Source organism: Microbacterium sp. WHRI 7836, from assembly GCF_040223885.2.
GTDB lineage: Bacteria > Actinomycetota > Actinomycetes > Actinomycetales > Microbacteriaceae > Microbacterium > Microbacterium oxydans.
Window position 1 is genome coordinate 3,031,129 of the sequence record NZ_CP168171.1, and the last position, 23,054, is coordinate 3,054,182.

Annotated in this window: 25 protein-coding genes; 10 read left to right on the top strand and 15 right to left on the bottom strand. The window is 69.9% G+C overall.

Features of this window, described 5'->3' with window-relative positions:
* Positions 1 to 3 precede the first annotated feature (3 nt).
* Together ABRP18_RS14645 and ABRP18_RS14650 are read right to left on the bottom strand one after the other, a co-directional pair.
* Positions 4 to 663, bottom strand: a complete 660-nt coding sequence (locus ABRP18_RS14645) for a response regulator transcription factor (RefSeq protein WP_061015694.1) — start codon at positions 661 to 663, stop codon at positions 4 to 6.
* Positions 656 to 1,900: a PspC domain-containing protein gene (locus tag ABRP18_RS14650; RefSeq protein WP_349884899.1), complete on the bottom strand. Its 1,245-nt coding sequence runs from the start codon at positions 1,898 to 1,900 to the stop codon at positions 656 to 658. The genes ABRP18_RS14645 and ABRP18_RS14650 overlap by 8 nt, the downstream gene beginning before the upstream one ends.
* Before the next feature lie 114 nt (positions 1,901 to 2,014).
* Here ABRP18_RS14650 and ABRP18_RS14655 point away from each other — a divergent pair, with 114 nt between their 5' ends.
* Genes ABRP18_RS14655 through ABRP18_RS14670 form a run of 4 tightly spaced genes read left to right on the top strand, consistent with a single transcriptional unit; the run spans position 2,015 to position 5,429 of the window.
* Positions 2,015 to 3,610, top strand: coding sequence for a PspC domain-containing protein (locus tag ABRP18_RS14655; protein ID WP_349884900.1), 1,596 nt, complete (start codon positions 2,015 to 2,017; stop codon positions 3,608 to 3,610).
* Positions 3,610 to 3,921, top strand: coding sequence for a hypothetical protein (locus ABRP18_RS14660; RefSeq protein WP_349884901.1), 312 nt, complete (start codon positions 3,610 to 3,612; stop codon positions 3,919 to 3,921). Before ABRP18_RS14655 ends, ABRP18_RS14660 begins: the two co-directional genes overlap by 1 nt.
* Positions 3,922 to 3,931: 10 nt before the next feature.
* Positions 3,932 to 4,672 (top strand): substrate-binding domain-containing protein, encoded by a 741-nt coding sequence (locus ABRP18_RS14665; protein ID WP_349884902.1) that lies wholly within the window; start codon positions 3,932 to 3,934, stop codon positions 4,670 to 4,672.
* 40 nt (positions 4,673 to 4,712) lie between these two features.
* A complete protein-coding gene (locus ABRP18_RS14670) occupies positions 4,713 to 5,429 on the top strand; it encodes a GMP synthase (RefSeq protein WP_127012625.1) in 717 nt (238 codons plus the stop codon).
* 1 nt (position 5,430) lies between these two features.
* On the opposite strand, the gene ABRP18_RS14675 is transcribed toward ABRP18_RS14670, so the two are convergent.
* The gene (locus tag ABRP18_RS14675) at positions 5,431 to 5,901 is read right to left on the bottom strand and encodes a hypothetical protein (RefSeq protein WP_046747748.1); all 471 of its coding nucleotides are present in this window, start codon (positions 5,899 to 5,901) and stop codon (positions 5,431 to 5,433) included.
* Positions 5,898 to 7,112: a cation:proton antiporter gene (locus tag ABRP18_RS14680; RefSeq protein WP_113680414.1), complete on the bottom strand. Its 1,215-nt coding sequence runs from the start codon at positions 7,110 to 7,112 to the stop codon at positions 5,898 to 5,900. The genes ABRP18_RS14675 and ABRP18_RS14680 overlap by 4 nt, the downstream gene beginning before the upstream one ends.
* A 116-nt stretch (positions 7,113 to 7,228) precedes the next feature.
* Here ABRP18_RS14680 and purU point away from each other — a divergent pair, with 116 nt between their 5' ends.
* The gene (purU, locus tag ABRP18_RS14685; protein ID WP_046747746.1) at positions 7,229 to 8,080 is read left to right on the top strand and encodes a formyltetrahydrofolate deformylase; all 852 of its coding nucleotides are present in this window, start codon (positions 7,229 to 7,231) and stop codon (positions 8,078 to 8,080) included.
* A gap of 137 nt (positions 8,081 to 8,217) precedes the next feature.
* On the opposite strand, the gene ABRP18_RS14690 is transcribed toward purU, so the two are convergent.
* On the bottom strand, positions 8,218 to 9,264 hold the full coding sequence (locus tag ABRP18_RS14690) for a DUF561 domain-containing protein (protein WP_349884903.1): 1,047 nt from the start codon (positions 9,262 to 9,264) through the stop codon (positions 8,218 to 8,220).
* A gap of 70 nt (positions 9,265 to 9,334) precedes the next feature.
* On the opposite strand from ABRP18_RS14690, the gene ABRP18_RS14695 reads away from it, so the two are divergent.
* On the top strand, positions 9,335 to 9,607 hold the full coding sequence (locus tag ABRP18_RS14695; protein ID WP_349884904.1) for a DUF6412 domain-containing protein: 273 nt from the start codon (positions 9,335 to 9,337) through the stop codon (positions 9,605 to 9,607).
* 66 nt (positions 9,608 to 9,673) lie between these two features.
* On the top strand, positions 9,674 to 10,453 hold the full coding sequence (locus ABRP18_RS14700; protein WP_046747743.1) for a membrane protein insertase YidC: 780 nt from the start codon (positions 9,674 to 9,676) through the stop codon (positions 10,451 to 10,453).
* On the opposite strand, the gene ABRP18_RS14705 is transcribed toward ABRP18_RS14700, so the two are convergent.
* The 3 genes from ABRP18_RS14705 to ABRP18_RS14715 all read right to left on the bottom strand — a co-directional run bounded on the left by ABRP18_RS14705 (position 10,425) and on the right by ABRP18_RS14715 (position 12,857).
* The gene (locus ABRP18_RS14705; RefSeq protein ID WP_349884905.1) at positions 10,425 to 11,342 is read right to left on the bottom strand and encodes a DMT family transporter; all 918 of its coding nucleotides are present in this window, start codon (positions 11,340 to 11,342) and stop codon (positions 10,425 to 10,427) included. The two genes, ABRP18_RS14700 and ABRP18_RS14705, sit on opposite strands and share 29 nt — an antisense overlap.
* Before the next feature lie 154 nt (positions 11,343 to 11,496).
* On the bottom strand, positions 11,497 to 12,381 hold the full coding sequence (locus tag ABRP18_RS14710; RefSeq protein WP_113680064.1) for an SDR family oxidoreductase: 885 nt from the start codon (positions 12,379 to 12,381) through the stop codon (positions 11,497 to 11,499).
* 128 nt (positions 12,382 to 12,509) lie between these two features.
* A complete protein-coding gene (locus ABRP18_RS14715) occupies positions 12,510 to 12,857 on the bottom strand; it encodes a hypothetical protein (RefSeq protein ID WP_058632365.1) in 348 nt (115 codons plus the stop codon).
* A 186-nt stretch (positions 12,858 to 13,043) separates the two neighbouring features.
* Here ABRP18_RS14715 and ABRP18_RS14720 point away from each other — a divergent pair, with 186 nt between their 5' ends.
* Positions 13,044 to 13,523: a hypothetical protein gene (locus ABRP18_RS14720; RefSeq protein WP_046747739.1), complete on the top strand. Its 480-nt coding sequence runs from the start codon at positions 13,044 to 13,046 to the stop codon at positions 13,521 to 13,523.
* Between the two features lie 25 nt (positions 13,524 to 13,548).
* Entirely contained in the window at positions 13,549 to 14,100 is a 552-nt protein-coding gene (locus tag ABRP18_RS14725; protein ID WP_058632364.1) for a CinA family protein, read from the top strand.
* A gap of 69 nt (positions 14,101 to 14,169) precedes the next feature.
* Here the strand turns inward: ABRP18_RS14725 and ABRP18_RS14730 are convergent, their stop codons facing one another.
* From ABRP18_RS14730 to ABRP18_RS14755, 6 genes are all read right to left on the bottom strand, one after another.
* Positions 14,170 to 15,258 carry an alcohol dehydrogenase catalytic domain-containing protein gene (locus tag ABRP18_RS14730; protein ID WP_349884906.1) on the bottom strand — a complete coding sequence of 363 codons (1,089 nt, stop codon included), beginning with the start codon at positions 15,256 to 15,258 and terminating at the stop codon, positions 14,170 to 14,172.
* 11 nt (positions 15,259 to 15,269) lie between these two features.
* Positions 15,270 to 15,977, bottom strand: coding sequence for a phosphonatase-like hydrolase (locus ABRP18_RS14735; protein WP_349884907.1), 708 nt, complete (start codon positions 15,975 to 15,977; stop codon positions 15,270 to 15,272).
* Positions 15,974 to 17,113: a TIGR03364 family FAD-dependent oxidoreductase gene (locus ABRP18_RS14740; protein WP_349884908.1), complete on the bottom strand. Its 1,140-nt coding sequence runs from the start codon at positions 17,111 to 17,113 to the stop codon at positions 15,974 to 15,976. The genes ABRP18_RS14735 and ABRP18_RS14740 overlap by 4 nt, the downstream gene beginning before the upstream one ends.
* Positions 17,110 to 18,867, bottom strand: coding sequence for a phosphonate ABC transporter, permease protein PhnE (gene phnE, locus ABRP18_RS14745; protein ID WP_193761346.1), 1,758 nt, complete (start codon positions 18,865 to 18,867; stop codon positions 17,110 to 17,112). The genes ABRP18_RS14740 and phnE overlap by 4 nt, the downstream gene beginning before the upstream one ends.
* Entirely contained in the window at positions 18,864 to 19,694 is an 831-nt protein-coding gene (gene phnC / locus ABRP18_RS14750; RefSeq protein WP_058632361.1) for a phosphonate ABC transporter ATP-binding protein, read from the bottom strand. Before phnC ends, phnE begins: the two co-directional genes overlap by 4 nt.
* A gap of 107 nt (positions 19,695 to 19,801) precedes the next feature.
* Positions 19,802 to 20,731, bottom strand: coding sequence for a phosphate/phosphite/phosphonate ABC transporter substrate-binding protein (locus tag ABRP18_RS14755; RefSeq protein WP_061015717.1), 930 nt, complete (start codon positions 20,729 to 20,731; stop codon positions 19,802 to 19,804).
* Between the two features lie 169 nt (positions 20,732 to 20,900).
* Between ABRP18_RS14755 and ABRP18_RS14760 the strand changes: the two genes are divergently transcribed.
* Complete coding sequence (locus tag ABRP18_RS14760; RefSeq protein WP_349884909.1) at positions 20,901 to 21,644, top strand: GntR family transcriptional regulator; 744 nt, start codon at positions 20,901 to 20,903, stop codon at positions 21,642 to 21,644.
* 237 nt (positions 21,645 to 21,881) lie between these two features.
* On the opposite strand, the gene ABRP18_RS14765 is transcribed toward ABRP18_RS14760, so the two are convergent.
* Positions 21,882 to 23,024, bottom strand: coding sequence for a histidine kinase (locus ABRP18_RS14765; RefSeq protein ID WP_349884910.1), 1,143 nt, complete (start codon positions 23,022 to 23,024; stop codon positions 21,882 to 21,884).
* Positions 23,025 to 23,054: the final 30 nt, after the last annotated feature.

Here is a 23,054-nt window from a genome sequence, read left to right on the forward strand (position 1 = left end):
CTCTCACAACAGCCGCCGCTCGGAGGCCCATGCCGTGAGTTCGTGTCGTGAGGAGAGCTGAAGCTTGCGCAGCACCGACGACACATGCGTCTCGACCGTCTTGATCGAGATGAACAGCTCCGACGCGACCTCTTTGTACGCGTAGCCCCGAGCGATCAGGCGCATGACCTCCTGCTCGCGTGCCGAGAGCCGGTCGAGTTCGTCGGTCGCTGTCGCGGTCTCACCGGCGACCGCCCCGAAGGCGTCGAGCACGAAGCCGGCAAGCCTCGGCGAGAAGACCGCATCACCCTCGGCCACGGCCCGCACCGCGCTGCTGACCTCGACGCCGGATGAGCCCTTCGTGATGTAACCCCGCGCGCCGGCGCGGATCACCCGCACCACGTCGGCCGCGGCGTCGGACACGCTCAACGCGAGGAAGCGGGCATCGGTCGGAGACGACCCGCGGATCACCGCCTCACCTCCGGCCGCGTCCTCGCCGTCGCCGCCCGGGAGATGCACGTCGAGGAGCACGACATCCGGTCGCGTCTCGCCGATCACCGAGATCGCCGACGGCACGTCTGCCGCTTCGCCCACCACATCGACGCTCGCATCGAGGTCTGCGCGCAGGCCGGAGCGGAAGATCGAGTGATCGTCGACGATCACGACACGGATGATCTCAGCCATGGTGCTCCTCCCGAGCCGTCGCACGCGGTACCGGCCGCTCCTGGTTGGACGGTGTCATGATGCGCAGATGCACCTCTGTGCCGCTCTCGTCGCTGCGAACCCCTCCGCTGCCACCCGCACGGCGCATCCGTCCGATGATCGACTCGCGCACGCCCAACCGATCGCTGGGCACCTCATCGAGCTGGAATCCCGGGCCCCGATCGCGGATGAACACATCGACGCCTGACACGCTTCCCTCGATGTACACCGAGATCTCGCCTCCTGCGTGGCGGGCCGCGTTCAGGATCGCCTCCCTGGCGGCGGCGGCGAGCTCTCCGCTCGCCCGCTCTGTCGACAGGCCGGCGGAGACCACGTCGATGCGCACCGGGTAGTCGAGCTCCAACGCTCCGGCATAGTCGCGCAGGTCGGTCGGAAGATCACTGTCGGCCGGAGCATCGCCGTCGTACAACCAGGCACGCAGCTCGCGCTCCTGCGCCCTGGCGAGGCGCGCAGCTTCGCTGGAAGCTCCCGCCCTGTTCTGGATCAGCGCCAGTGTCTGCAGCACCGAGTCGTGCAGGTGGGCGGCCATCTGGCTGCGCTGCTCCTCGCGGATGCGGCGCACCCGCTCACCGGACAGCTCGCGCCATCGGGGTATCAACGACGAGGACACCACGGCCGCCAGCCCGACCAGCGGGAGCAGCACCAGCGCCACGCCCGACCGGGCCACCGGCCAGGACAGCAGGATCGTGAACAGCAGGGTCAGCAGGACGATCGAGAGGATCCGGATGCTCAGCGTGTGCCGTGGCCCCCGTGCGGTGTCGGTGCTGTCGATCAGCGTCGCCCAGAGCCCGGCGCCGGTCGCGAAGACCACCGTTCCGCCGACGACGACCGCCGCGACATCGGGAGGGATCGACCCGGTCAGCCAGTCGCTGCCGCCACGCCACACCAGCACGACGAGGACCCCCACGGCCGCGGGAGCCAGCAGCAGCCACGCCACGGGCATCCGTCTGGTCGGTGCGTCCTCACTCTCCGCCCACGGCGTGAACATCCAGCACCAGGCGTAGAGCAGCACCCCTGCACCGCCGCACAGCGCGAGGGCGATGAACAGAGCGCGCACCATCCACGGCCGTGCGCCCAGGTGGCGTGCGAGTCCGGCACTGACGCCGGCGACCAGGCAGTCGCGATCGCGGGTCAACGACGGGCGCGGTGGAGCGGCGACGCGCGGAGGTCGCGCGGGAGCGTGCGCCGAAGAGGACATGTCGCCATCCAATCATCCGCGCCGATGCTCCGGGGGCTCCCCCGGCGAGAATCAGGGGTCGCTCAGGGGTTCCCCCCATGGCACAGCGCCCCGCGCCACCGCCAGGATCGAAGCATGACGATTCCGACTGCGCCTCCGCCCCCTGCCGATCCAGACGCTCCGGCCGTCGGCGGTCCCGGCACGGGCACCCCGCGCGGCGCCGACCGCTTCCTGCTCTGGGTCGCCGGTCTCGGCGTCGCCCGCTCCGAGGGCTGGCTGGGTGGCGTCGCCGCCGGTATCGCCGCACGCCTGCGGATCGACCCGCTCATCGTGCGAGGGGTGCTGGTGGTGGCCGCGCTCTTCGGACTGCCGGTGATCTTCCTGTACGCCGCCGCGTGGGCGCTGCTGCCCGACATCGATGGACGGGTGCACCTGCGCGACCTGCTGCGTCGCGACTACCAGCCCGTGCAGTGGGGCATCCTGGCGATGGCCGTCATCGGGCTGTTCCCGACCGCTCCGCTCGCTGGCCGCCTGTTCGGGCTCGGTTACGGCGACTGGTCGGCCCTCTCCCTCCTCAGCTGGATCGTCGGGCTCGTGCTCGTCGCCGGCCTGCTCTTCCTGATCGTGCGTGCTGCCAGCCGCACCCCGGGCGCTTCCGCGTCTGATCTGCCGACGGCTTCCGCAGATCAGACGGCCCCGGCCGCGTCCGCCCCCCTCGCCGGTTCGGGTACCGCCGAGGGGGCGGACGCCACTATCTCCGCCGCCGCGGAATCCGACGCCGGCATCGCAGCAGAGCCGATGTCACCGGATCCCGCACTCGGCGCGATCCCGGCACCGCCGGCACCGCCGGCCCCTCTGCCGCCCGGTTCGCAGGATCCCGCAGCCCTCGAAGCCTGGCGCGCCCAGCATGCCGCGTGGAAGGAACAGGATCAGGCGTGGCGGCGCCAGCAGCAGGACGTCGAGCGCGCCGCCCGCGACCAGCTGCGCCGTGAGCGCCAGGCCGAGGCCGCCGTGTTCGCCGCCGAAGCCGCCGAACGCCGTCGCATCCGCCGGGAGTCGAACCCGCGCGCCGGATTCGCGTTCGTGGCGACGATGGTGGGGCTCGCGATCATCACCGGTGCTGCCGTGGGACTGGCGACCGGCGCAGCCCAGCTCGGCGGAGCTCTCGGCCTCCTCGCCGCAGCCCTGATGCTCGCGCTCGGGATGATCGTCGCCGGGGCGTTCCGTCGGCGCAGCGGTTTCCTGGCCTTCGTGACGGTCATCACCCTCGTCGGCGGACTCGTGGCCGGGGCGTTCTCCACGCTGCAGGATCTGACCTTCGGATGGGCCTCGATCACCAACAGCCGCGAGCAGCACATCCGTCAGCCGTTCGGCGACCTCTCCGTCACCCTCTATCAGCACGACGGCGCGCCGCGACCGATCGTGATCGAGAAGTCCTCCGGGGGGACGTACATCTATGTCGATCCCGGCGTCGAGCTGCAGCTCCGAGCGACGGTGGACACGGCATCCGTGACCTGGACCCGCGTGGAGGGCGACTCGGGAACGATCGTCGACTCCGGCACATGGCTCGGCACGCGTGACGGAGACGAGCGCGCAGGAGAGGAGGCGGTGATCGTGCAGAGCATCTCGGCCGACACCGCCTCCCCGACGACCATCCAACCGATCACCCTCGATCAGAACAGCGGTGACATCTCCATCACCGTCGCCGAGCCCGCGAAGGAAGACCAGTGATGAGCGTTCCGTCGATCACCGAGACCACCGCCGTGCCCCGCACCCGCTGGGCGGCCATCATCTGGGGGCTCCTGTTCGCCGCGATCTCGGCGACAGCCCTCTGGATGCTGGCAGACGCCGACCGCCGCGATGCAGCCGCCGACGCCCTGCTGGCCCTCACCCCGACGGCCGCCGTCACGGTCGCGCTCCTGACCGTCGGCGTGCTGCTGCTGGTCGGCGGAGCCGCCGGACTCGTCCGTCGCGCGCAGCGGAAGCTCTCCACCACGAGCCCTGCTGCACCCGCGGAGGTGCCGGGCACTCCCGCCGAGTAGCCTTGACCGCATGGCGAACCAGGGAAGACGCCCCGCGAAGGGCACAGGCCGCGGAACACCGGTACGCCGAAACAAGGCAGCACCCGCGGAGCGGTATCCCCCGCAGAAGCCGAAGAAGCCCACCTCCAAGGTCGTCTTCGATGCCCCGCAGCCCGAACCGGAAGCGCCGCGCACCTTCCGCCTCGGCGCTGTGCCCGGCGCGACCCCCGGCAAGTGGATCGACGCCTGGAAGCAGCGGATGCCGCGTGTGCCGCTCGAGCTCGTGACGATCGACCCGGCCGCCCAGCGCCATGCACTCGACCGCGTCGATGCGGCGCTCCTTCGTCTGCCCCTCACCGACGAGTCGCTGCACATCATCCCCCTGTACGACGAGGTCCCGGTCGTCGTCGCAGCGGTCGATTCGCATCTGATGGCCGCGGAGCAGCTCACCGCGGCCGACCTCGAAGGCGAGGTCGTGATCGCGCTGACCGACGATGTCCTGGGTTCTCCCGTGTTCCCGGGGACTGTCCCGGCGACCTTCGATCCCCTTCCCACCGACGAGGCGATCGCGACGGCGGCATCCGGCGTCGGCATCGTCGTCGTCCCGATGTCTCTCGCGCGTCTGCACCATCGCAAGGACGCCGATCACCGCGTCCTCGCGCACGGACCGACCTCGACCGTCGCGCTGGTGTGGCCGCGAGAGCGCACCACGGCCGACGTCGAGACGTTCGTGGGCATCGTCCGCGGTCGCACGGCGAACTCCTCGCGGTGACCGCGTCTGCTGGGCCACGCGCGCTCGTTAGAATCTCCTGATGGCCTCGCTTCTCTACGTCTGCGTGCGACCCGAGACCGGGGCGGCGGATGCCGAGCATGCCTCCTTCCGTCGGGCGCTGGGCGTCGACGTGGTCGACCGGCTCGATCTGCTGCACGGGGCGTTGCCGATGGAACGCCTGCGGGGATATCGCGGCATCGTCGTCGGCGGCTCGCCGTTCAACGTCTCCGATGCGGTGAAGTCCGCCGAGCAGCTTCGCGTCGAGGCCGACCTCCGCACGCTGGCCGACGCGGCGATGGCCGCCGAGGTCGCGGTGTTCTTCACCTGCTTCAGCATCGGTGTCGTCACCCGCATGCTCGGCGGCGAGGTGGTGACCGACACTCCGGAGCCCGCGAGCGCCACGGTCATCGAGACCACGCAGGCGGGCGCGGCCGATCCAGTGTTCGGACCCAGCGGCTCCGCTCTGACGGTCTTCACGGCCCATAAGGAGAGCGCGGCGGCGACCCCGCCCGGCGCCGTGCTGCTGGCCACGAACGAGGCCTGCCCCGTGCAGGCGTACCGCGTGGGCACGCATCTCTACGCCGCTCAGTTCCACCCAGAGCCCACGCCTCGCGATTTCGCCGACCGGATGACGTTCTACCGCACCACCGGCTACTTCGACCCCGACGAGTTCGACGCCGTGCAGCAGCAGGTTCTCGCAGCCTCGGTCACCGAGGGTGCGGCCCTGCTGCGACGCTTCGCCGAGACCTTCGCCTGAATCAGCTCGACGCCGAGTCGCGGAGCAGCGGTACGCGCTCGCGCAGGTATGCCTCCAACGGCATGAATCCTCCCGCGGTGCTCCAGCGCACGGAGGGCACGCCGTCGACCTGAGCGAGCGGACCGGATGAACCTCCGGCGTCCACGGCGTCGACGTCGACGACACTCCATCCCACATGCACGACATCGCCCTCGTCGAAGCCGCCGCGCAGCGCCTCGGCCCTGCGCTCCGCCCGCTCCCTGGCCGACTCGGCCGTGTAGCCGCGACGCCCCGGGTCCGCCGCGCGCAGGACCTCGGCCGTCGCCAGCGCATGTGTCTCGGTCAGCAGCAGCACACCCAGGTGCCACGCCTCACCGACCCTGACGATGCGACGCCCGCGCCAGCGCGAATCGCGCTGTTCGCCGAGCCCTTCCTTCGGAGCGCCCTTCAGGTCGTGCACGGCCTGTGTCAGCAGCGCGGATGCGGTGGTCACAGCTCTCCCTGTCGTGTCTTGTCGGCCAGTCGCGGGCCCACGACCTCCGCGCGGTCGCCACGGAGCGTCATCCCGATCAGGGGATACAGCAGCACGGACAGCATTCCGGCTCCGACGAGCGCCGCAGCCGTGCCGGTGTCGAGCATCTTCTGATCCACACCGATGGCGGTGACAGCCACGATGATCGGCAGGCCCGTCGCGGCGAGCAGTCCGAGGGCCGCGCGGTCGCGCACGCTCATCCCCGCCGGCGCCGAGAGCTGCGCCGCGGATCCGCGGATCACGAGCAGAGCGATCAGGAAGACGGGCACCAGCCCCAGCGCCGTCGGCGAAGACAGCAATGCCTGCAGATCGAACGTGACCCCGGTGTAGAGGAAGAAGATCGGCACGAGGAAACCGAAGGCGATCGCCTCGATCTTGCTCTCGACCTCTTCCGCGTCCTTCTTCGGTGCACGCGCCATGATGATGCGCCAGACCGCCCCGGCCACGAAAGCCCCGAGCAGCATGTCGAGATCGAGCATGACGCTCAGCCCGACGAGAGCGGCGATGAGCAGGATCACGAAGCGCACGCCGAACTGATCCGAGGTGTGCAGTGTCGCCCGCACGATGCCGTGCAGCCGCCCGTGCGGGACGCGGTGCGCCAGCAGCACCGCGAGCCCGGCGAGCACCACGAAGGTCAGCAGCACGGCCGTGGCGATCGGCGTGGTCCGCGTGCTGAGGAAGATCGAGATCGCGATCAACGGGAGGAACTCGCCCACCGCGCCGATCGCGCTGATGGCACGGCCGAAGGGGGTGTCGAGCTCGCGGGCATCGCGCAGGATCGGCATCAGGGTGCCCAGCGCCGTGGAACTGAGCGCGATGCCGACCACCACCATCCCCTCTCCCGGCGCGAAGAAGAAGCCCAGGCCTATGCCCAGGAGCACGCTGAGCAGCCAGCCCAGAGAGGCGCGCGCGAGCGGCTTGCCCGCCACCATCTTGAAGTCGATCTCGGTTCCGGCGACGAAGAACAGCAGCGCGAGGCCGAAATCGCTGAGCTTCTCCAGCAGCGGTCCCGGTTCGACCCAGCCGAAGACAGCGGGACCGACGAGGATGCCGAGCACGAGCTCGAACACCACGATGGGCACCCGGACCACCGGTCGCACGCCGCGTGCGAGAAGCGGCGCCGCCACGGCGAGCAGCGGGATCAGCACGAGGCCGAGGTCACTCGCATTCATGCTCTCAGGGTAGGTGAGAGCGGTGCAGTGCGCAGGCAGTGCAGCGGGTGATCTTTCGCGATTCGCCCGCTCGGCGCATCCACGGCAGAATCGATGCACACCCTCGAGGAGCCCCCATGTCTCAGCCCGATACCGCCCGCCTGCTCATCGCCTGCGACGACCAGCCCGGCATCGTCGCCGCCGTCGCCGGCGTGCTCGCTCATCACGGCGCGAACATCATCTCGCTCGATCAGCACTCGACCGACTCCGAGGGCGGACGCTTCTTCCAGCGCACGGTCATCCACCTCGACGGTCTGGCAGCGGCGCGCCCGGCACTCGAAGCCGACATCGCGGCCGTCGCCGAGCGCTTCGGCATGGAGTGGTCGCTGCACGACGTGGCCCGCCGCAAGCGCGTCGCGATCTTCGTCTCGAAGTACGATCACTGCCTCATGGAGCTGCTGTGGCGTACGCAGCGCGGACAGCTCGACATCGACATCACCATGGTCGTGTCCAACCACCCCGACCTGGCCGAGGCCGTCCGCTCGTTCGGTGTGCCGTTCGTGCACATCCCCTCCGGCGACAAGGCCGCCATGGAGGATCGTCAGCTCGAACTGCTGCGCGGGAACGTCGACCTCGTCGTGCTCGCCCGCTACATGCAGATCCTCTCCGACGACTTCATCACGCGCCTCGAAGCTCCGGTCATCAACATCCACCACTCGTTCCTGCCAGCGTTCATCGGAGCGAACCCGTACGCTCGCGCCAAGGACCGTGGCGTCAAGCTGATCGGCGCGACCGCGCACTACGCGACGGCCGATCTCGACGAGGGACCGATCATCGAACAGGACGTCACGCGCGTCACCCACTCCGAGTCGGCCGCCGAGCTGCAGAGTCGCGGTGCCGACGTCGAGCGCCTCGTGCTCGCCCGCGCCGTGCAGTGGCACGCCGAGGATCGCGTGATCGTGCACGGCAAATCCACCGTGATCCTCTAGCCCGGTCGAACCCGGGAGGACGCGGGTCCAGTCGCGGTCGCTCAGGATATCGACCGCGAGCCCGTGGGAGGCCGCTGCCAGGCGTCGGTCATTCGTCCACAGCGCGGAGCAGCCCGCGATCCGGGCCGCAGCGAGGGTCACGGCGTCGCCGGGAGCCCTGCCATCAGCTCGGCGAAGACCTCGGCAGCCGTGCCATGACGCACCAGCGGCGCGGCCTGCCCCATCCACAGCGACTGCAGCGCGCCCAGGTTCTGCTCCCCCGCCGCGGTGCGGAAGCGCCCTGTCAGCCAGTTCTGCATCGGGAACGGCGCGATCGTGCCGCTCGCCTCGATCGCGCGCACCACACGGTTGCGGGCGCCGCGAGCCAGGCGCCCGCTCATCGCACGTGTGAGCACGGTCTCGTCGGCGGCGGTGGATCGGATCGCGTCGCGGTGCGCTTCGTTCGCGGCCGACTCCGCGGTGGCGAGGAACGCCGTCCCCACCTGCACTCCCGCCGCGCCCAGGGCGAACGCCGCCGCCACCCCGCGACGATCGGCGACACCTCCTGCCGCGATCACGGGCACCCCGACCGCGTCGACCATCTGAGGCACCAGCGCGAACGTCCCGACCAGCGACTCCTCCGCTGAACGCAGGAATGCGACCCGATGACCCGCGGCCTCGGCGCCGCTCGCGACCACGGCGTCCACGCCCGCTGCGTCGAGCGCGACGGCCTCAGCCACCGTGGTCGCCGTGCCGACGATGAGGATGCCGCGGCGATGCGCCTCCTCGATCAGGTCGTCCGACGGCACGCCGAACACCACGCTGAGCACGGCGGGCTCGATCTCCCAGACGGCCTGGAGCTGTTCGTCCAGGGTCGGGGCGTACCGCTCCGGCCGCGCGGGGACGTCCACGCCCACGGCTTCGTAGAACGGCTGCAGGGCCTGCGCGAACACGGTGTGCTGCGGGTTCGGCTCGACCTCGTCTCCCATCGGAAGCCAGACGTTCACCGCATAGGGCCGGTCGGTCAGGGCACGCAGCTCGGCCCCGGTCGCACGGATGCGATCGCCGTCGTAACCGTAGAGTCCGAACGACCCCAGTCCACCCGCGTTGCTGACCGCGGCGGTGAGCGCGGTCGAGGAGAGCCCGCCGAACGGGCCGAGAACGATCGGATGCTCGATCCCGAGCAGGGTGCGAAGGTCACTCATGCTTCGACGTTACGCCCGCGGGCGACCCCGAGGCCGCGGTGATACCCTCGTCGCAGGAAGGGGTGCGCACATGAGCGAGTGGTTCGGGCAGATGCTGAGCTTCGTCGCGACCGCGATCGGCCTCGTGTCGATGCCCGACGCAACGGCCCTCGGCCTCGCGATCGCGCTGCTCGCCGTGACCGCCCTCACGCTCGCCATCGTGCTGAGCGTGCACCCCGAGGCCACAGCCGACGCCCCGCATCCGCTGCGGGCCATAGACGTCGGCACCCTCCTCACGCAGAGTGACCCCGATGCCGCCGGGCATCCGCGCCCTCGGGCGCCGGGAATCGCGACCGCCGCGTAGTCCGTTCGCACGACGGGACAGCGCGGCCTTCGCCGACCCTTCCCGACGCCACGAACGGACACTCTCTTGGACATCTTCGCTTTCCCTCCTCTCGCCGCCCTCCTCGACGCCGCCTACGGCGCCATGACCGGGCTCTCCGACCTCCTCACCCCTCTCGCCGGCGCCGCGGCCGCAGCACTCGCCGTGGTGCTCGTCACCCTGCTGGTGCGGGCGCTGCTCATCCCGGTGGGCATATCCCAGGCCAAGGCCGAACAGACCAGGGCGCGTCTCGCCCCGAAGCTGCGTGAGCTGCAGCGCCGCCACAAGAAGAACCCCGAGCGCCTGCAGAAGGAGACGTTGGCGCTCTACAAGGCCGAGAACACGTCGCCGTTCGCGGGGATGCTCCCGGTGCTGGCGCAGGCCCCCGTCGTCGGCATCCTGTACACGCTGTTCCTCCGTCCCGAGATCGCCGGTCATCCGAACGAACTGCTCGCGCACGACCTGTTCGGCGCCCCGCTGGGGACGAGCCTGGTCTCCGCGCTCTTCGGCGGCACGGCGACGCCCGCCACGTTCCTGGTGTTCGGAGTGCTGCTGGCGGTCATGGTCGCGGTCGCCGAGGTCACCCGCCGCGTGTTCCGTCCCACTCCGGTCGAGGGTGACGACTCCCCGTTGAACTCGCCCACGATGCTGCGCGTCGTCTCGGCGACGCACTACCTCACAGCGGTATTCGCCGCATTCGTGCCCCTCGCCGCTGCGCTCTACCTCACCGTCACGGTGGTGTGGACGCTCGTCCAGCGCGTCATCCTGCGTCGGCGCTTCCCGCTGCCGACTCCGACGGTCAATCGGGCAGCGGTATCGGCGCGGTGAAGGGACCGGAGGGGCCGCCGTCGCGACGGTCCCTCCGCACGCCGAGCGTGGTGCCGACGCTCGCGGCGATCACGAGAGCGATGGCGAGCATGCGCAACGGCGTCGCATCCTGACCGAGGATGAGCCAGCCGGCGAGGGTGGCGAACGCCGGCTCCAGGCTCAGCAGCACCCCGAAGACGCGCTGCGGAAGCCGCCGCAGCGCCGCGAGCTCGAAGCTGTACGGGATGACCGACGACAGCACCGCGGTGATCGCCGCGAGCAGCAGGAGCTGCGGGTCCATCGCCACGGTCGACACAGCGGGAACGCCGACCGGGATCAGCAGCACGGCCGCGACCACGAGGCCCATCGCCAGGCCGCTGCTGCCGGGGATGAGGGCGCCGACGCGGGCGCTCATCCGGATGTACATGGCCCAGAATCCGGCGGCGATGAGGATGAACACGACCCCGAGCGGATCGAGCGGCTCGGCCCCGATCAGCCCGTCGATGCCGAGGACGACCATGCCCAGCAGGGCGATGCCGACCCAGGCGAAATCTCTGAGCTTCCGGGTGAGCACGGCGGCGAGGACGAGCGGTCCGAGGAACTCGATCGCGACGGCGGGCCCCAGCGGGATGCGATCGATCGCGGCGTAGAAGAAGCCGTTCATCGCCGCCAGCGAGACACCGAAGAGCACGGCGGCAAGCCACTGCGCGCGGGTCCACTTCCCCGGTCGCGGCCGCACGATGACGACGAGCAGCACCGCGGCGATCGCCACGCGCAGCGAGGTCACCCCCCACGGTCCGAGCACCGGGAAGAGCTGGGCCGCGACAGCAGCGCCGAAGGGAAGCGAGAGGCAGGAGCCGATGACGAGCACGACCCCCACGAGGGGACCGGACGCGGCCGGCTTCTGCACCAGACAAGCTTAGGCGGCGACTGTCGAGACCCACCGTGCTGTCGAGACCCACCGTGCTGTCGAGACCCACCGTCCCTGTCGAGACCCACCGTCGAATGCGCGACGGCGCGTGGGTGTCGACGAAGACGATGGGTCTCGACGGGTGCCGTACGGGTCAGAGGTGCTTGCCGCCCGTGACCGCGATGACCGATCCCGAGGTGTAGGAGGACTCGTCCGACGCCAGATACACATATGCCCCGGCGAGTTCCGCGGGTTGCCCTGCCCGCCCGAGCGGGGTGTCGGCACCGAAGGTCGCCAGGCGCTCGGCGTCCCAGCCCGTCGCGGGGATCAGCGGGGTCCAGATCGGGCCGGGGGCCACGGCGTTCACTCGGATGCCCTTGGGCCCTGCCTCCTCGGCGAGCGCCTTCACGAACGCCACCTGTGCCGCCTTGGTCATGGCGTAGTCGATCAGACCCGGCGAAGGGTTGTAGGCCTGCACCGACGCGGTCACGATGATGCTCGCACCGGGTTCGAGGTCGGGATAGGCCGCACGTGCCGAGAACAGCATTCCGGCCAGGTTCGTGTCGAAGACCCGGCGCATCCGCTCCGTCTCCAGCGACGCGAAACCGTCGATGTCGTGCTGGTAGCCGGCGTTGAGCACGAGCACGTCGAGTCCACCCAGCTCGCTCCGGGTCTTCGCGACGATGTCGGTCGCGAACCCCTCGTCGCGTAGATCGCCCGCGAATCCCACTCCGATCCGGCCGGCCTCGCGGACCAGGGCGAGGGTGTCCTCCGCGTCGTCCTGTTCCTCGGGCATGTGCGCGATGGCGACGTCCGCGCCCTCTCGGGCGAAGGCGATCGCGACGGCGCGGCCGATGCCCGAGTCCCCGCCCGTGATCAGAGCACGGCGTCCTCCCAGGCGACCGTGGCCTGCGTACGTCTGCTCGCCGTGGTCGGGCTCCGGCCGGGTCCGCTCCGTCAGCCCCGGCTGATCCTGGTGCTGCGAGGGGAAGCCCTCCTCGCGATGCGCGTGCCGGGGGTCGGTGGTGTCGTCTGTCATGGCGATCCTCCTCATCTCGTGGAACGTGTCGTCTCGTGGAACGTGTCGTCGTACGAGCGACTCTCCCCGAGGGCCGCCCTCCCGTCAGGGGGGTTGACAGGTCCGCCCTGTGCGAGGGGTCGAGAGGATCAGACGGGCGGGGTCACCGGTACTTCCTCGGTGCCCGGCTCGGTTCCCGATTCCGCGGGCTCGGGAACGAGGTAGAGCCCGCTCGGAGCGTTCGCCGTGAAGGCGAGGGCCTCGATCCAGGCGCGGTTGATGGACGGCTGCCTGCTGCCGAAGTACTTGAAGACCAGCGCGCTGCCGGGCTGGATCCAGACGGTGGTGCGCCCACCGCCCACGCTGGTGTCTTCTCGCCAGCTGAACGGGAAGGGCTCACCGCGACGCAGCTTGGCGGTGATGACGAGCTGCAGATGCGTGAGCGCCCGGTCCTCGATCTCGGTCTTCACGCTGCCTTCATAGACGAACTTTCCCATGCACTGCTCCTCGCTCGTGGCGGTGGGGACGACGGTTGCGACCCATTGTTCCTCAAACAGCCGACGGCCACACAGTCCCTCGGCGGGTGGATCCGATGCCGGGTCGCCACAGCGAAGTCAACCCCCTCGGCGAGATCTGGAGGGACGCATAGCCTCATTCCACTCGACCCCGAGGAGGGCACTGCCATGAACGACCGACACATCGATGACCGCCCGGACGAGGGCAACACCCCGGGCACGACGCACGCGTCGTGGGGCGCGGGAAACCCCCGTCTGCGCATCACCAGGGACGACGAGCGCACCGAGTTCGCGCTCGAAGACGATGTCGTCCGCGTCGGCTCGGCCGAGGGCAACGAACTGCGCCTCGCCGACACCGACCCGGTGCACGCCACGATCACGCACGACGACCGCGACGAGTACGTGCTGACCCTGCACGGCGAGGGCGAGACGAACGCGAGCCTCGGCGTGGACGCGACGCACGTGGATGAGAACTCCGAGACCCTGCGCACGGGCGCGCACTTCACGGCGGGTCCGTGGACCCTGGTATTCGCCCGCGACGAGTTCGCCGATCACGGACGCCCCTACGGCGGCCGCGCGGGCGGAGAGTACTCGGACCAGCCGCTGCAGCCCCCTCGTCCGGACTACGACGAGAGCGAAGAGCGATGACGCTCGAGAACGGACGCTCCGCACGGTGACCGCTCTCGACGCTCTCGACTCGGACACGCAGAGCCACATCGCACGGTTGAGCGAACTCGCCGCGGAGCGGGAGCTCCGCATCGGAGTGGCCGAGTCGCTGACCTCGGGCATGCTCGCGGAGACGATCGGTGCCGGCGACGGTGCCTCCGGCTGGTTCGCCGGGGGCATCGTGGCCTACTTCACCGACGTCAAGGAGCGCGTGCTGGGACTGACGCCGGGAACGGATCCGTGCTCTGCCGCCTGCGCGGAGCAGCTCGCCGCCGGTGCACGGACCCTGTTCGATGTCGACCTTGCGGTCTCGACCACCGGTGTGGGCGGCCCGGAACCCCAGGGCGGGCACGCGGCGGGAACCGTCTATCTGGGCTGGGCCACGGCCGATGGCGACGTGGGCCACCGTCGACTGGCACTTGTCGGCGACCCGGAAGAGGTGCTCGCGTCGACCGTCGGTGCGGCCGTCGGCCTGCTGGCGTTCCACGCCGAGGGGCTGCGACCGCTGGGTCCGCGGCGCGGTCAGGAGAACGACGGCGAAGACCGTCGTCCGCGCTGACCACGGCATCGCCACGAGTCGCGCATCGTCACAGGCCGCAGCACCCCCGCCGGCGCGTTGGCCGCAGCTTCACTGGCCGGGCAGGAGTCCGATCCGCAGCGGCGCCTGTGGGGTGGTCGCCTCGCGCAGCGCCGCATCGATCTCGGAGAGCGGCCGCACCGCGCCAACGGCATCGGCGAAGGGATAGGCCCTCCCCCGGCCCGCGAGGAACGCCACCGCTTCAGCCAGCTCTGCTCCCGTGTAGTTGTGGATGCCCGCGACGGTGACGAGCCGGCGCACGATGCTCTCGGCGTCGAACGGAACCGGGTCAGCGGGGAACACGCTCCCGACCAGCACGACCGTCCCCCCGACCGCCACGCCGGCGAGTGCTTCCTGCACGGCATGCCCCGACGCCTCGATCACGACATCAGGATCCCGGTCGAGACGCGTCGCTCCGAACCGTGCGGCCAGACGCTGCCTGTCGACGTTCGGGTCCCGCACCTCCACGGTCGCCCCCTGTTCGGCGGCGATGGCTGCGGCGGACAGCCCCACGAGACCCGCGCCGTGGATCCGCACGGAGGCCCCGTCGAGGTCGTGGTCCTTCGCCGCTCGAGCGACCGCCGCCCACGCGGTGGCCGTGGCGCACGAGGCGGGCGCGAGCACCGCGGCGGGGAGCGCCTCGGGCACCCTGACGATGGCCGTCCCCTCCCTCAGCTGCACGTGACTCGCGAACGCTCCGGTGAGGTCGCCGTGCGCGCCGACGCGGTCGTGCCCGTACTTCCCCAGATCACGGCATTTCTGCGGCAGCCCCCGCAGGCAGCGATCGCAGCTCGCGCAGGATACGGTCACCGACCACACCACCCGATCGCCGATCCGCAGCGGAGTGCCGTCCACGGTGCGCGCGCCGGCGTCGCCGATGGCGATCACCCGTCCGACGCTCTCGTGTCCGAGCACCAGGGGCGTCGGAGCGGATCGTCGTCCCCGCACCGTGTGCACGTCGGATCCGCAGATCGTCGACATCTCGACCGCCACGAGCGCGTCCCCGTCCGCGAGAGCCACTCCCGGTACCGCGATCGTCTCGTGCGGGTGGCCTTCGCCGACCCAGACCATCGCGGTGGCCGCCGGACGCAGCGCGACGTCTCGGCGGTGGCCGGGCGGACGGATCAGCAGCGTTCCCATGGCGCGATCCCTCAGGAGGTGGCGACGAGCGGCAGCAGCTCGCGCTGGACGAGCACATCCCTCAACGCGCTCACATCGCTCAGCACGGCATCGGCTCCGGCGGCGCTCAGCGCCGGACGATCGTGGGCGCCGGTGAGCACGCCCGCGACGAATCCGGCGCCGGCTCGACGACCCGACTCGACATCGCTGACGGTGTCGCCGACGACCGCGATCGACTGGACGGATGACGCCTGCGTGCGCAGCAGGGCCGCCAGCACGAGGTCGGGTGCCGGGCGTCCGCGTCCGGCGTCGATCGGCGACAGCGCGAAGTCGACGAGGTCTCGCCAGCCGAGTCCGTCGATCAGGGCGTCTCGGGTCACCGGGGCGAAGCCGGTGGTGAGCACGACCTTCAGCCCGGCGTCCTTCAATCCCTGGATCGCATCGGCGGCACCGGGGATCTCGGAGACGCCCTGCTCGGCGACGATCTCGGCGTACGCGCCCTCGAACGCGGCAGTGGCACGTGCCGCGGCCTCTGCGTCGCCGCCGGAGAGGTGCGTGAAGACGTCGATCTTCGACTGCCCCATGGTCACGCGCACGTAGTCGAGCGCCTCGTCCCACGGCATCCGGCCGGCGACGCCGGTGCGCTCGGCGGCGCGCTGGAAGGCCTGCTCCACGACGCCGTCGTCGAGCACCGTGGTCCCCGCCATGTCGAGGACGGCGAGTTCGAGAGGAGTGGTCATGATGTTCCTTCCATTGCTGCCGTCCACCCGAAGGCGGCGGCGAGGTTCTCTTCGGCGAGTCCGAGGCCCGTGGTCATCCCGATGCCGGTCGTCGCGGCGAGCACCAGCACACCGTCGTCGCCCCGGTCGATCAGGAACTCCTGCGGGCCCTTCGCGTACACGCCCTGCCAGCGCTCGATCACCCGCGGTGCGGGTGCGTCGAACAGCGCCTCGGCCTCGTCGAGGAACGCGGTGAATGCGGCCTCGGGCTGGAACGGCGCCGGGGAGAGCGCCGTGGCGTGCGAGTCCCCGATGATGAGCGTGCCGTCGGGGAGCTGCGTGTACATCTGGTTGAGGTCGATCGCTGCGAGATCGGGCCGCTCGGTGTGCAGACGCTCGCGCACCGCACGGGCCTCCGGTCCGTCCGCGAAGCGGCCGTAGCGCACGAGCGACCAGCCGGTGAGCAGGGGGGCCGCGAGCGGACGCGGGAACGACACGGCCGCCCGCATCATGTCGAGCGCGCACCGCACGACCCCGTGCCTTTCGGCGACCTCCGGGAGCAGCTGGTCGATGTCGTGATTCACGGCGACGACGACGCTCCCGCAGGCGATCGGCCCCCGAGTCGTGTCCACCCGCCCGGCCCCCACAGCGGGGACCGCGGTGCGGAAGCGGAATTCGACGCCGAGGGCGACCAGGTGGCGCACGATCGCGTCCGCCGCGGTGCGCGGATCCGTCTGCAGGTCGGTCTCGATGTGCGCGCCGCCGACGAGTCCCTCGGCGCGGAGCGGGGCCGACCGCAGGAGTTCCGAGGCTTCGAGCATGCGGATGCCTCCCTCACGGGATGCCGCCTCCAGCACGGCGAGCTCGTCGTCGTGTCTGGCGGCGACCAGCGTGCCCGACTCTCGCAGCCAGAATCCCGCATCCCGCGAGAGGCGCAGCCACAGGTCGCGCGAGAGATCGGCGTAGCGCCGCGCCTCGCCACCCTGCGCGCCGATGCAGAGGTGTCCGAAGTTGCGGATCGTCGCACCGACCGGCCCATCCGTGCGGTCGACGACGATCGCCCGCAGCCCACGCCGGACCGCCGCGTACGCCGCACCGAGGCCGACGATGCCGGAGCCGACGACGACCACATCCGCCGTGTCGAGAGCGCGATTCATCGGAACACCTTCCGCATCCACATGGCGAGACCTTCGACCACGAGCACCGTGGCGAGGATCATCAGCACGATGGCCGTCACGGTCTCGTAGCGGGACCCCTGGCTGGCGTTGAGCAGGTAGTAGCCGACCCCGCCACCGCCGACGATGCCGAGGATCGTCGCCGCACGGATGTTCGTGTCGAGCATGTAGAAGCTGTGCCCGATGAGCGCCTGCATGCCCTGCGGCACGGTCGCCGAGGTGTAGGTCTGCAGACGTGTCGCGCCGACGGCGCGCAGTGCGCGCTCCGGTCCGCGATCCACCTCCTCGAACGAGTCGGCGATGAGCTTGCCGAGCAGTCCGATGCCGCCGATCGCGAGGGCGATGACACCCGCCTGCGCACCGAGTCCGGTGATGACGACGAGCACGATCGCGAGGATCAGCTCCGGGATGCCGCGGATGCCCACGAGCAGGAGCCGTGCGGTCCCCCGCGCTCCCGAGCTCGGAGCGACGTTGCGGGCCGCGAGCGAGCCGAGCAGCAGCGACGGGAGCAGGGTGAGCACGGTCGCGGCCAGGGCGATCGCGACCGTCTCCCGCATCGCCTGGAACATGGCGCTCGCGTCGTAGTTGCCGAACGAGGGCGGCCAGAAGCGCGCCGCGACCTCGGGCAGCTTGGCCCAGAATGTGATGAGGTCCATCCAGTTGATCTGGCTGACCAGCACGCTTCCGATCACCACGAGCACGGCGACGACGCCGGCGATGGTGTGCCGGATGCGCTGCGCGGTCCAGGGGCGACGCACGGCGGTCTCCGGGCTGGCCGCCCAGGCGGGAGACTCGACCTGGGTGGATGCGGCGTGCGCACCGAGGCGCGGATGCAGGATCCGGTCGATCCACGAGCGGGTGTGCTTCTGCTCGCCGAGCATCGCTCCGCGGACCATGCTCGAGACGATCTCCATCGCGACGCACAGGATGAAGATCACCAGTGCGATGCCGAGGCCCTTGCCGTAGTTGAGCGACTTGAACGCGTAGGACATCTCGAGGCCGAGGCCGGCGACGCCGACGTAGCCGAGCACCACACTGCCGCGCAGGTTGATGTCGTTGCGGTGCAGCACGGTGGCCACCCAGCTCGGCAGCACCTGCGGCAGGATGCCCGACGTGAACTCTTGCATCTTCGACCCACCCGCTGCGCGGATGGCGAGGCGGGGTCCTTCGTCGATCTGCTCGATCGCATCGGCGAACATCTTCGAGATCATGCCGATCGAGTGGATGCCGATGGCGAGGATGCCGGGAAGCGTGCCGAGAGAGAACATCAGCACGAACGCCATCGCGAGGACGACGTCGGGCAGGGCGCGGGTGAGGACGCCGATGAAGCGCGCGGCCGCGCGCCAACCGTTGCCTGGAGTGGTGTTGGACGCGGCGAGATAGGCGATCGGCACCGACAGCACGGCAGCGAGGAGCGTGCCGACGAGCACCAGGCCAACGGTGAGGGCGATCAGCCAGGCGAGGTCGCCGGGCGCCGGGAACGTGAGTCCCCCGACACGGGCCATGAAGTTCTCGGCGTTGCCCCAGCTCTGCACCATCGCCGGGATCGAGATGTCGACGTCGCGGACGGCGAGGATGCCGAGCACCACGAGCGCGACCAGGGTGAGCGATGCCGCGATCCGCTCGGGCGAGATCGGGCGCTTCGGAGCGCGCTCGGCGACCGTCTGCCCGCCGCCCCGAGGCACCGGCCCACCGCCGCGGGTGGCTGCATCCGTCGCGGAGTCGAGGGCCGTCATGATGCGGCCACCTGCGCAGCCGCCTCCACGAGCTCCTCGGCCACGGCGCGGATCTCGGCGGTCGTGGTGGCGACACGGCCGTAGATCTCCATGACCTCGGCCTTGGTGAGGTCACCGGTCGGGGTGTCCAGCACCACTTCGCCGTGACGCAGCCCGACGATGCGGTCGGCCCACGAGATCGCGAGGTCGACCTGGTGCAGGCTGCACACGACCGTGAGTCCTTCGTCGGCGGCGATCTCGCGGATCAGCGCCATGACCTGTTCGCTCGACTCGGGGTCGAGAGAGGCGACCGGCTCGTCGGCGAGCAGGATCGCGGGCTTCTGCATGAGAGCGCGAGCGATGGCCACGCGCTGCTGCTGTCCGCCCGAGAGGGTGTCGCTGCGCTGGTAGGCGCGGTCGAGCAGGCCGACGCGGTCGAGGTGTTCGAGGGCGGTGAGCTTCGAGGCCCGCGAGTAGCCCCAGAGACCGAGACGCGGCCCGCGCACACCCGACAGAGAGCCGGTGAGCACGTTCTCGAGCACGGTGAGAGAGGGAACCAGCTCGAACTGCTGGAAGATGAAGCCCACGCGGCTGCGGAGGTCGCGCAGTGCCCTCCCCTTCAGCGACGGGACCTGGGCGCCCAGCACCTCAACGGAGCCCGCGGTGGGGATCTCGAGGCCGTCGAGGTGGCGTAGCAGGGTCGACTTCCCCGAGCCGGAGAGGCCCAGGAGCACGACGATCTCTCCGCGGGACACCTCGAGCGAGGCATCCTTCAGCGCGGTGGTCGTCCCGAAGGTCTTCGTCACGCCGTCGAGGCGGATGAGGGCGTCGGATGCCGAGGCGGTCATGTCGTAGCTCCTGTGTTGTCGTGAGTCGTGCGGTGGTGCCCTCCGTCTCGTCCGGGTGAGGCAGACGAGACGGAGGGCGCCGGGTGAGGCGAAAGGTCAGGCCGGGCTCAGCCCTGGCACTGCTCCGCTTCGGTCTCCTTGCAGATGTCTCGGATCAGGTCGTAGTACGCGTCGTCGACCGGCTTCGTGGCGTAGAAGACGCTGCGGAACGCGTCGGTGTCCGCACCGTCGATGCCGGCGGCGATGATGTCGTCGATCGTGATCTCGGAGAGACCGTCGATGAGCTTCTTCGAGACGTCGTCGGGCAGCGTGGACGAGTAGACCAGCGGCGCGCCGGGGACCATTGTCTCGTCGATGACCTTCACCTTGTCCGACTTCTCGACCTCGGAGTCCTCGGCGAAGCCCGCCTCGCACTCGACGCCTTCGCCGACCTTGGTGACGCTCACATCGTGCTTGCCCGCGAAGACCGGCGTGATGTCGGTCTTGGGGTCGATGCCGGCCTTCAGCAGGTTGTAGGACGGGAACAGGTAGCCCGAGGTGGAGGACGGGTCGACGAAGCAGACCTTCTTGCCCTTGAAGTCATCGATGCTCTTGATGTCGCTGCCGGCGGGGACGATCGCCTGCGAGAAGTAGCCGGGCTCCTGGCCCTCTTCCGTGACGATCGAGGAGATCGGGGTGAGCTTGGCGCCGTTGTTCGTGGCGGTGACGTACGTGAAGCCGGAGAACGACGCGACGTCGACCTTGCCGGCGACGGCGGCTTCGATCAGCGCGGCGTAGTCGGTCGACTCGTGGTACTCGACCGTCTTGCCGGTGATCTCGGCGATGTAGTCCATGAGCGGCTGGTAGTTCGTCTCGGTGTCGACGGAGTCGGGCACGACGCCGAAGACGAGGGTGTTCTCATCGACCGCGAAGCCGCTGGCCGAGGACGACTCGTCGGCGCCGGGAGTGCCGGAGGCGTCCGCCGAGCCGGAACAGGCGGCGAGGCCGAGGGCGAGGAGCGCGACGCCGGCGAGGGCGGGGAGAGCGCGAAGCTTCATGAGGACCTTTCAGGGTGTGAGGGGTGATCCACGGAAGACTCTGGCAGGTGATGAGCGCAGATATGTACCTAACTCGGAAGAGTTCAGGCCGCGTTTACCGGGGATTCGCCTGAGTGAACACTCCTGGAACGAGGCAACGCCGTTCGGACTGACCAAGTAATGTACCTATGTGGCTGAAGCTGTGTACACCCAGATCGCCGACGACCTGCGCGCCCAGATCGCCGCGGGTGCCCTGCGCCCCGGGGATGACGTACCCACCGAAGCGGAGCTCGCGGAGAGATGGCACACGTCGCGGGGGCCGATCCGCAACGCCCTGGCCGCGCTCCGTGGCGAAGGCCTGATCGAGACCAGTCGCGGTCGGCCGGCGCGAGTCGTCGCCAGGAAGGCGAGCCAGGCGGTCGACATATCGGTGCCGTTCACCCGCTGGGCCCGCGAGCTGGGCGTCACGCCGGGGGCCGAGACGCAGGAGCTGAGCCTGAGACGCGCCGGAGAGCTCGGAGCGGCACTCGGCGTCGACGCCGGGGACACGATCGTGAGCGTGGTCAGGCTGCGCCTGCTCGACGGGCGCCCCACCATGCTGGAGCGGCTCAACTACACCGAGGTCGCGGGCCGGAGGCTGTTCGAGGTGGATCTGGACGAGGTGTCGATCACGGAGTACCTCTCGTCGGTCGGGCACCCCATCGTCACCCTCCAGCACGTGATCGACGCCGTGGCCGCTGACGACCAGGACGCGGAGTTGCTGCGCGTGCCGCGCGGGACGCCCATCCTGCGTCTCACCCGCACCTCGCGTGACGCGGAGGGGCGGATCTTCGAGGCCTCGGAGGACCGGTACCTGAGCGAGGTCGTGCGGTTCACCGTCGCCGCATCGGGGATCTCCACCGATGGCCACTACATGCGCGCAGTGGGCGGGTAGTCGCGCTGAAGGCCGGAAAGACAGCCGTTAACGCAGAAGGCGATCGCGAGCGCGCAAAGTGTTTCAGAAGCCAGAAAGACCGCGCTCGCGATCGCAGCGCTGGGGACGCTTTATCTGGGGAACCCTCAGAATATGGCGGACTGCAACTCGTTCCACAGTGTCGAACGTCGAGACCTCGCTAGACCTTCGTCTAGGTTCTCGCGGAGCGTGGAGAGGGTGCTCACACACTCTAGGGCATCAGACGACCGGAAGTCGGGCCGACACGACCCAGAACCCGTCGACTTCGCCGGCGCTGAACTCGCCACTCGCTCCCATCACGCGCTCCGCCATCCGGCCGAGTCCTGTTCGACTCGACGAGAGTTCACGGCGCGGGGTCGTGGGGAGGGGGCTGCGCAGCGTGAGGTGCGCGACATCGTCGTCCACGGCGAGGTCGATCAGCACCTCGCCGGGGCCTGCGTATTTGAGGATGTTGGTGGCGGACTCGCGCACGATGCGCGCGAGGACGATCTCGACGGCACGCGGGATACGCTCGTCGCTGGGATCGCCCACGCGGGCCACGGAGTGGCCCGCCGCTTCGAACTCGCTCTGCGCCTCGTCGACGGCATCGGCGAGGTCGCCCGTCTGCACGCTCGACGACTGCGGACCGTCGTCGGCGAGCTCGATCACGAAACGGAGATCGGTCATGGCCTTGCGAGCGGCGACGCGGATCGCCTCTCGAGAGTCGGTGCTCATCTCGGGGTCTTCGAGCATCTGCACGTGCAGCGACACCACCGTGAGGTGGTGCGCGATGCTGTCGTGCAGCTCACCAGCGATCCAACGTCGCTCGGCGAGCACTGCCTGTCGTTCTTGTTCAGCCCGCTCTTCGAGTTCGCGCTCGAGGCGACTGCCACGGGCGAAGGCCAACCGAAGGGCGAACCCGACAGCTCCGGCCACCGTGGCGAAGATGAGGAAGAGACCGACGTTCACACCCGAGTCAGCAACGCCGTTGGCGACGAGAGCCGCAGCGATGAGGAACGTACCGGTGTACGACAGGATCAGGGATGTCCATCCCAGCCTCATGACGAGCCCAGCCGCGACAGCGGCGGCAGTCAGAACCTGGGACTCCGTTCCCACGAGAAATGATGCCGCGAACACGACGCCGAGGGCGCATGTCGCGATGAGTGGGTTCCAGAGATAGAGAGCGAACGCTGCCGTACATGCGACGCTCACCAAAAGGGCTACCGGGTTGACCCCCGGTGTGGTGAAGAAACCTATGACGTCCGTGGCGATGGTGATGGAGACGATGACCAGGACGACGATCCGCTCTATCGCGCTGAGCTTCTCGCCTCGACCCAACCGGAACGAATCAGTAGATCGCCGGGGTGACTGGTCGAAGGCCATGGTTCACTATCTCCTATTCGCCAGGTACGC

What these genes read in the sequence shown, in the direction of transcription:
- ABRP18_RS14645 (WP_061015694.1), bottom strand. Translation starts at nt 663, where the DNA reads ATGGCTGAGATCATCCGTGTCGTGATCGTCGACGATCACTCGATCTTC.
- ABRP18_RS14650 (WP_349884899.1), bottom strand. Translation starts at nt 1,900, where the DNA reads ATGTCCTCTTCGGCGCACGCTCCCGCGCGACCTCCGCGCGTCGCCGCT.
- ABRP18_RS14655 (WP_349884900.1), top strand. Translation starts at nt 2,015, where the DNA reads ATGACGATTCCGACTGCGCCTCCGCCCCCTGCCGATCCAGACGCTCCG.
- ABRP18_RS14660 (WP_349884901.1), top strand. Translation starts at nt 3,610, where the DNA reads ATGAGCGTTCCGTCGATCACCGAGACCACCGCCGTGCCCCGCACCCGC.
- ABRP18_RS14665 (WP_349884902.1), top strand. Translation starts at nt 3,932, where the DNA reads ATGGCGAACCAGGGAAGACGCCCCGCGAAGGGCACAGGCCGCGGAACA.
- ABRP18_RS14670 (WP_127012625.1), top strand. Translation starts at nt 4,713, where the DNA reads ATGGCCTCGCTTCTCTACGTCTGCGTGCGACCCGAGACCGGGGCGGCG.
- ABRP18_RS14680 (WP_113680414.1), bottom strand. Translation starts at nt 7,112, where the DNA reads ATGAATGCGAGTGACCTCGGCCTCGTGCTGATCCCGCTGCTCGCCGTG.
- purU (WP_046747746.1), top strand. Translation starts at nt 7,229, where the DNA reads ATGTCTCAGCCCGATACCGCCCGCCTGCTCATCGCCTGCGACGACCAG.
- ABRP18_RS14690 (WP_349884903.1), bottom strand. Translation starts at nt 9,264, where the DNA reads ATGAGTGACCTTCGCACCCTGCTCGGGATCGAGCATCCGATCGTTCTC.
- ABRP18_RS14695 (WP_349884904.1), top strand. Translation starts at nt 9,335, where the DNA reads ATGAGCGAGTGGTTCGGGCAGATGCTGAGCTTCGTCGCGACCGCGATC.
- ABRP18_RS14710 (WP_113680064.1), bottom strand. Translation starts at nt 12,381, where the DNA reads ATGACAGACGACACCACCGACCCCCGGCACGCGCATCGCGAGGAGGGC.
- ABRP18_RS14715 (WP_058632365.1), bottom strand. Translation starts at nt 12,857, where the DNA reads ATGGGAAAGTTCGTCTATGAAGGCAGCGTGAAGACCGAGATCGAGGAC.
- ABRP18_RS14720 (WP_046747739.1), top strand. Translation starts at nt 13,044, where the DNA reads ATGAACGACCGACACATCGATGACCGCCCGGACGAGGGCAACACCCCG.
- ABRP18_RS14730 (WP_349884906.1), bottom strand. Translation starts at nt 15,258, where the DNA reads ATGGGAACGCTGCTGATCCGTCCGCCCGGCCACCGCCGAGACGTCGCG.
- ABRP18_RS14735 (WP_349884907.1), bottom strand. Translation starts at nt 15,977, where the DNA reads ATGACCACTCCTCTCGAACTCGCCGTCCTCGACATGGCGGGGACCACG.
- ABRP18_RS14740 (WP_349884908.1), bottom strand. Translation starts at nt 17,113, where the DNA reads ATGAATCGCGCTCTCGACACGGCGGATGTGGTCGTCGTCGGCTCCGGC.
- phnE (WP_193761346.1), bottom strand. Translation starts at nt 18,867, where the DNA reads ATGACGGCCCTCGACTCCGCGACGGATGCAGCCACCCGCGGCGGTGGG.
- phnC (WP_058632361.1), bottom strand. Translation starts at nt 19,694, where the DNA reads ATGACCGCCTCGGCATCCGACGCCCTCATCCGCCTCGACGGCGTGACG.
- ABRP18_RS14755 (WP_061015717.1), bottom strand. Translation starts at nt 20,731, where the DNA reads ATGAAGCTTCGCGCTCTCCCCGCCCTCGCCGGCGTCGCGCTCCTCGCC.
- ABRP18_RS14765 (WP_349884910.1), bottom strand. Translation starts at nt 23,024, where the DNA reads ATGGCCTTCGACCAGTCACCCCGGCGATCTACTGATTCGTTCCGGTTG.